Annotated in this window: 4 protein-coding genes; 3 read left to right on the top strand and 1 reads right to left on the bottom strand. The window is 40.6% G+C overall.

What is annotated here, in order from left to right; genetic code table 11:
* The 3 genes from Q1V93_RS11970 to Q1V93_RS11980 all read left to right on the top strand — a co-directional run.
* Window positions 1–292, top strand: a 292-nt coding sequence (locus Q1V93_RS11970; RefSeq protein ID WP_300664979.1) for an ROK family protein, incomplete at its 5' end; no start/stop codon positions are given.
* Window positions 293–295: 3 nt separating this feature from the next.
* A complete protein-coding gene (locus tag Q1V93_RS11975) occupies window positions 296–3265 on the top strand; it encodes a GH92 family glycosyl hydrolase (protein WP_300664981.1) in 2970 nt (989 codons plus the stop codon).
* A 170-nt stretch (window positions 3266–3435) separates the two neighbouring features.
* Window positions 3436–5562, top strand: coding sequence for a S46 family peptidase (locus tag Q1V93_RS11980; RefSeq protein WP_300664983.1), 2127 nt, complete (start codon window positions 3436–3438; stop codon window positions 5560–5562).
* 89 nt (window positions 5563–5651) lie between these two features.
* On the opposite strand, the gene Q1V93_RS11985 is transcribed toward Q1V93_RS11980, so the two are convergent.
* On the bottom strand, window positions 5652–6057 hold a 406-nt coding region (locus Q1V93_RS11985; protein WP_300664985.1), incomplete at its 5' end, for an MAE_28990/MAE_18760 family HEPN-like nuclease.

Raw genomic sequence — 6057 nt, forward strand, 5'->3', positions numbered from 1 at the left:
TGCTTCTTCCGGAGATGATTTTGCCTGTGAAATTGTTGATTATACGGCCGAAATGCTTGGAATGGCATTGGCTGATTTTGCGGCTTTTTCCAATCCGAAAGCGTATGTATTGTTCGGAGGATTGGCTCAAAGCGGGGCGTATTTTTCGGAGAAAGTGAAAAAGTACATGGAGGAAAACCTGCTTCAGATTTACAAAGGACATATTGAAATCCGAAATTCTGCTTTACACGATATGAACGCTGCTGTTTTAGGTACTGCGGCTTCCATGTTCTGGAACGCGATAAAAAAATAGCATATGAAAAGAACCATCGCCTTATCCATTCTACTGACTTCATTTTCTGCATTTTCCCAAATCCAGGAATTGAAACAAAGCTCAGATTTAGCCAGAGAGAAAATTACTCAGAACAAAGCTGTGAAAAGAGCGGTAGATCCCACTCAATATGTGAATCCGTTTGTAGGAACGGGCGGCCACGGACATACATTTCCCGGACCGGTTCTTCCGTTCGGAATGGTACAAGTAGGACCGGATACGCGTTATGAGGGCTGGGACGGATGCGGTGGTTATCATTATTCCGATTCGCTTATTTACGGATTTAGTCACACGCATTTAAGTGGAACAGGAGTTCCGGATTATGCAGATGTGTTGTTAGTTCCGCAACAAGGAAAATTAAATACGATTCCCGGGTATCAAAAAGCTGCCGGTTTCGGATCGAAATTCAGTCATTCGAAAGAAAAAGCGCTGCCGGGATATTATCATGTCGAATTGGAGAATGGAATTACGGCAGATTTAACGGCAACACTTCGTTGTGCGCTTCACAGATACCAATTTTCCGATCCGAAAGGAAAACGATACATTCTAATTGATTTGGGATACAGAGATCGGGTGCTGGATGTTTCAGCAACCAAAACCGGGGCAAATTCCGTAACAGGAAAGCGCATTTCGGAAGCCTGGGCAACGAATCAGCACCTGTACTTCAGCCTGGAAACCTCCATTCCGTTCAAAAAAACAAAATGGATTCAGGACGAAAAGAACGGGAATTACCTGTTTGTGATGGAATTTCCGGACGGAGTGAAAGAGATTTCCGTTCGTGTAGGAATTTCCGGAACCAATGAAGCAGGAGCCGTTTCGAATCTGAAAGCAGAATTGAATACCTTTGATTTTGATTTGATCCGTTCAAGAGCGCAGGTTGCCTGGAATACGGAATTGAAGAAAATCCAGGTAGAAACTTCCGACAGAACCATATTGACGAATTTTTATACGGCTCTTTATCATGCTTATGTTCATCCGTCGCTTTGGTCGGATGTGGATGGTAAATACAGAACGTTCAATAACGAAATCAAGGAATCGGACATTCCCTTGTATTCGGTTTTCTCCTTGTGGGACACGTATCGCGGGGCAAATCCGCTTTACACGATCACGCAACCAAAGAAAGTGCCTGCATTTGTAGAATCGTTTTATCAGCAATATAAGAATACGGGCTTGCTTCCTGTTTGGACACTTTCAAATAATGAAACCAATTGTATGATTGGTTATCATTCGGTTTCGGTGATCGCGGATGCTTATTTGAAAGGAATTCCGCTGAATAATCCGGAAGGTTTACTGGAAGCAATGATTGCCTCAAGTACGGCAGATCAGCTGGGCAAAAAGCAATACGAAGAAATCGGTTTTATTTCTGCAAACTCACAGGCGGAATCCGTTTCCAAAACATTGGAATATGCCTACGATGATTGGTGTATTTCCAGGTTTGCTGAGAAATTGGGGAAAGCAGATATTGCAAAAAAGTATCAGATCCGGTCTGCAAACTGGATGAACCTGATGCACCCGGAAACCCGTTTCTTTCAACCACGAAAAGAAGGCGTTTTTCTTCCTTTTTTCAGACCGAATGAAGTCAATCATCACTTTACGGAAGCAAACGGCTGGCAATATTCATTAGCAGCTCCGCAGCACATTCAGGCATTGATCGATATGCACGGAGGAAACGAAGGAATGGTGAATTTCCTGGATACCATGTTCCTTGGATCTTCTTCTATGTCGGGAAGAGAACAGGCGGATATTACCGGATTGATCGGGCAATATGCGCATGGAAATGAACCGTCGCACCACATGGCGTATACTTATAATTATTGTGGTGCACCGGAGAAAACACAGTTTTTCATCGATACGATTCTGAAAACGTTTTATACCAACGAACCGGACGGACTTTCAGGAAATGAAGATTGCGGACAAATGTCGGCCTGGTATGTGTTGAGTTCGATGGGCTTTTATCCGGTTTCTCCGGGAAGCCCCACCTATGCAATTGGTCGCCCGTTGATGGATCATGTCACGATTTTCGGTGAGAAAGGAAATTTTGAGATCAGCGCTTTGAATAATTCCCCGGAGCATAAATACATCCAATCCATTACCTGGAACGGAGCTGCGTATCAGAAGTTATTCATTACACATGATATGATCGCGAACGGTGGTATTCTCGAAATTAAAATGGGACCAAAACCAAATAAACAGATTGCAAATTATGAATTGGATTTGCGCAATGAAGTGAATCCCGGGTTTGTTCCTGTACCGTTTTTCACCACGAATCAAACGACGTTTGAAACACAGATGGAGGTCGGGATGGATGTTTTGTTTTTCGAAAAAGGGAAGATCTACTACAGCCTGGACGGACAAAAATTCCAGCCATTTTACAAACAGGGAGGAAAGAATATTCTTTTGAATGAAACGGCAACAGTTTACGCGAAAGTGGTTCGTGAAGACGGTGCTGAAAGTAAAGTAGTGAAATCGGAATTCGTAAAATACGTCAAAGACAAAAAGATTACCTTATCGACCGACTATGCGAATCAATATGCCGGTGGAGGTTCACAGGCTTTGGTTGATGGTCAGGAAGGAACGGACGAATACCGTGGAACGGAATGGCAGGGATTCAACGGAAAGAATGTAGAAGGTGTGATCGAATTAAATGAAGCAAAAGAAGTTTCGACTATTCAGGTTTCTTATTTGCAGGATTTGAAATCATGGATTTTCCCTCCGAAAAGCATTTTTGTTGAAGTTTCGAATGATGGTGTAAACTTTAAAAAAATGGGTAAAGCAGCCGGAATAACTGTAAAGGAGAATGAAGTTGCGAAAACAGGAGAAATTACCCTTGAAATTGCTCCGACTTCCTGCAAATTTATCCGTTTTACAGTAGAAAACTACGGTCCGTGCCCGGATTGGCATTTGGGAAAAGGAAATCAAACCTGGTTGTTCCTGGATGAAATCAAGGTTCATTGAGAATTGAAGATGTAAAATTGATAAGTAAACTGCGCTAACGCTTGTTTTTTATCAAAAGCTTTTTCTTTTCAATTTTCAATTTTGCATTTTCAATTTAAAATACACAAACGGTCAATCATTCGCGTTAAAAAGTTGTTACCTTTAGCGCTCTTTTAAATAAAATCTAAAGAATGAAAAAAATAGTACTCGCATTAGTCTTGTTGACCTATTCGATGGGGAACATTGCTCGTGCAGATGAAGGAATGTGGCTTCCATTTTTGATTGGAAGAAACTACGAGGACATGAAAAAGCATGGTCTGAAGTTAACTCAAGAGCAAATTTACTCCATTAACAAATCGTCATTAAAAGATGCAGTAATCTCTTTCGGAGGTTTTTGTACCGGTGAGATCATTTCCAACCAGGGATTGATTTTGACAAATCACCACTGTGGATATGATGCGATTGCGGGTGCTTCAACTCCTGAGCACAACTACCTGGACAACGGTTTTTGGGCGAAGAATTTCAAAGAAGAAATCGCTGTAAAAGGATTGACGGCTACGTTCATGATTCGTATGGAAGATGTGACAGCACAGGTTGCGAAAGAATTGAATCCGAAAATGACTGCTGAAGAGCGTGCTAAGAAAATCAAAGAAGTAACGGATATCCTGGTGAAAGATGCTGTTGCAGGAACGCATTACGAAGCATTTGTACGTGATTTTTACGATGGAAATGAATTCTATTTGTTCGTAAAAGAAACATTCAAAGATGTACGTTTGGTAGGAACACCTCCTCAATCTGCAGGAAAATTCGGTGGAGATTCTGACAACTGGGAATGGCCTCGTCATACGGCAGATTTCTCGATGTTCCGCGTTTACGCAGGATCAGATAACAAACCGGCAGATTTCAGCGATGCGAATGTTCCGTTGAAACCAAAACATTCATTGCCTATTTCTTTGAAAGGTGTAAAACAAGGAGATTATGCAATGATCATGGGATTCCCCGGAAGAACAAACCGTTATTTGACTTCTTACGGTGTGGATCAGGCAATTTCTTTGGAGCAGCCTAAAATCGTTGATATCCGTGCGAAGAAACTGGAAATCATGAAAAAATACATGGATAAAGATGTAGCGGTTCGTTTGCATTATTCATCCAAATATGCACAAGTTGCGAACTACTGGAAATACTTCATCGGTCAGACAAAACAATTGAAGGCAAACAATGTTGCTGACAAAAAGCGTAAAGTAGAAGAAGAATTTACCAAATTTACGGCTGGTAAAGCAGAATACAACAATGTACTTTCGGATATTGAATCGGCATTTAAAGCTACTAATGATATCATTTACATTAAAGTGTACCAAAGTGAATTCGTTCGCCAGGTAGATATCAACTCGGTTGTTTACTTGTACAAATTGGCTTTGGATGCTAAAAATGCTGGAAACGAAGAGCGTTACAATATGATTTTGGAGGCGGCGAAAGAAACTGCTGCAGAAATTTACGCAGAGCGTTCGATGGATATCGAATTGGAAACATTGGAGGAGGTATTGAAAATGTACATCCGCGATGTTCCTATGAACCAACAGGTTGGAATCACAAAATCTATCGGTGAAGACGGTGTTGCGGCATTTATGAGTCGTGTGAAAGCAAATTCTGTATTTGCTTCGAAAGAGCGCTTTGAAGAATTCATGAAAAACTTCGATGCAACGAAAATGAGCCAGGACCCATTGTTCATCCTGATCAAGGATTTGGACAATGCTTACCAGGCTGCGATGGGGCAGGACGCTGTGAAAAGCGCCAATGCGAAGTTGACAGTTGCAAACCGTGCTTTTGTAAAAGGAGTACGTGAAATGCAGCCAAACAAGAAATTCTACCCGAATGCAAACTCAACGATGCGTTTGACTTACGGAAATGTATTGGCTTACGATCCGCGTGATGCTGTTCATTACGACTACTTCACTACATTGGATGGTGTGATGCAGAAAGAAGATCCTTCCAATCCTGAATTCGTGGTTGATCCTCGTATCAAGGAATTGTGGCAGAAAAAAGATTACGGTCAGTATGCTTCTAACGGAAAATTACCTGTAAACTTCCTTTCTAACAACGATATTACAGGAGGGAACTCCGGTTCTCCGGTGATCAATGCAAACGGTGAGTTGATCGGAACGGCGTTTGACGGAAACTGGGAAGCAATGTCCGGTGACATCTATTTCGAACCGAACATTCAACGTACAATCTCTTTGGATGTTCGTTACACGTTATGGTTGATCGACAAGTGCTACGGTGCTACAAACCTGATCAATGAAATGAAATTGGTGAAGTAATCTTTACTGATATGAAATAGAAAAGCCGCTGGTTGAAAGATTGGCGGCTTTTTTATTATTACTCTATTTTGTATCAAAAATCGAGATGATTAGACACTGATACTTTTCTTGTATTTTTCTTGAATAGCATTATTTTCTATGGCTGTTTTTAGGTATTCCATTAAGGCTACTGTATCGTTCAAAAGGCTTTCGAAAATATTGTAATTTACAAGTTTGTACTCTCCATGGGCAATATGATTTCTTGTATCTACTAAATCATTGATTAAGCTTTCTTGTGAATGAATATGTGCATCATCTAAATCTAATATGAATAAAATCTCAATTAACACTTCAAATCTTAAATTTGATTTAGTATTTATGATATTCTTTTTAGGAATATTTGACTGCTTTGACAAATCTGAAAATAGAAAATCTATAATTTTCACTCTATTTTCAAATGTACCGTTAGTCAAATCACCTAACTTACTTTGAAGTGATAGCGCAAGAAAGGTTGAT

The sequence above is a fragment of the Fluviicola sp. genome, from assembly GCF_030151805.1.
GTDB lineage: Bacteria > Bacteroidota > Bacteroidia > Flavobacteriales_D > Crocinitomicaceae > Fluviicola.

Bases quoted from the DNA above. Each gene is read 5' to 3' on its own strand.
- Q1V93_RS11975 (WP_300664981.1), top strand. From the start codon at position 296: ATGAAAAGAACCATCGCCTTATCCATTCTACTGACTTCATTTTCTGCA.
- Q1V93_RS11980 (WP_300664983.1), top strand. From the start codon at position 3,436: ATGAAAAAAATAGTACTCGCATTAGTCTTGTTGACCTATTCGATGGGG.